Source organism: Nocardiopsis nanhaiensis, from assembly GCF_054778635.1.
In genome coordinates this window covers 1-1214 of sequence record NZ_BAAGZJ010000189.1, presented here as the reverse complement: position 1 = coordinate 1214, position 1214 = coordinate 1, and the positions used below count along the sequence as shown (strand labels likewise).

The window sequence follows — 1214 nt, the reverse complement described above, 5'->3', positions numbered from 1 at the left end:
GGGAAAGGGTGCCTCTATGTTTTTCGTCAAGCCCTTCACGCGGCCAGATCGACCGCTGGCGTGCGTGATTGGTAGAAGGTCCCGTCCCGCAGCATCGCGAACAGCACATTGATGCGTTGGCGGGCCAAGCGCAGTAGCGCCTGGGTGTGGGTCTTGCCGCGGCTTCGTTGCTTGTCGTAGTAGGCCCGGGAGGCGGGATCGGCGTTCATGCAGGCGAATGCCGACAGGAACATGGCGCGTTTGAGCTGCCGATTCCCCGTCCGCGGGGCATGTTCGCCGTGGATGGAGGTGCCCGAGCTCTTGGTGGCCGGAGCCAGGCCGGCGTAGGACGCCAGATGAGCAGCGCTCGGGAAGTCGGTGCCGTCCCCGACGGTCACCAGCAGCACGGCGGCGGTCCTGACCCCGACCCCGGGCATCGAGGTCAGGACCGGCGAAAGAGGGTGGGCCTCCAACAACTCACTGATCTGCTCTTGCAGACGGCGCCGCTGGGTGTGTACCGCGGTCAGAGACCGGGCCAGGGAGGGCACCACCAGGTGCAAGGTGTCGGTACCGGGCACCACGACGGTCTGCTCGTCCAACGCCTCGAAGACGTCATCGACCAGGCGGGCGGCCATGCGCGGTGCTTTGGGCCGCAAGAGTGTGACCAGGCGGGACCGTCCGGCCTTGCGCAGGGCCGCCGGGGTCCCGTAGCGCTCCAACAGGAAAGTCACGGCCGGATGGTCCAGGCGTGGTCCCAGTACGCGTTCCAGGGCGGGGTGGAACTGGGTGAGTAGGCCGCGGATGCGGTTGGAGGTGCGAGTGGCCTCGCCGGCCAGGTCCTGGTCGAAGCCGACCAGGACGGTCAGCTCGGCGCAGATGTCATCGCCGACCTCCAACGAGCGCAGGGTGTGGGCCATGGTGCGCGCGGTCTCGGCGATGACGGCGGCGTCCTTGGCGTCGGTCTTGGCCTCGCCGGGGTAGAGGTCGGCGATGCGGCGCATGGACAGCCCGGGCAGGTAGGCCACCTCGCAGCCGGTATCGCGGGCTACGGTCAGGGGCAAAGCCCCGATCGAGGCGGGCTGGTCCACGACCACCAGCACGGTGCCGAACTTGGCTTTGAGCTTGTCGAGCACGGCCCGCATCTTGGGTTCGCTGTTGGGCAGTGCTTTGTCGAAGACCTTCTTGCCGGCGGGGGTGAGTCCGTGGCCGTGGTGGGCGCTCTTGCCCACGTCTAG

At 68.0% G+C, this 1214-nt stretch carries 1 protein-coding gene; it reads right to left on the bottom strand.

The window, feature by feature from the left end:
* Positions 1–35 precede the first annotated feature (35 nt).
* Positions 36–1214, bottom strand: a 1179-nt coding sequence (locus ACYVD1_RS34710; RefSeq protein ID WP_460778716.1) for an IS110 family RNA-guided transposase, incomplete at its 5' end; no start/stop codon positions are given.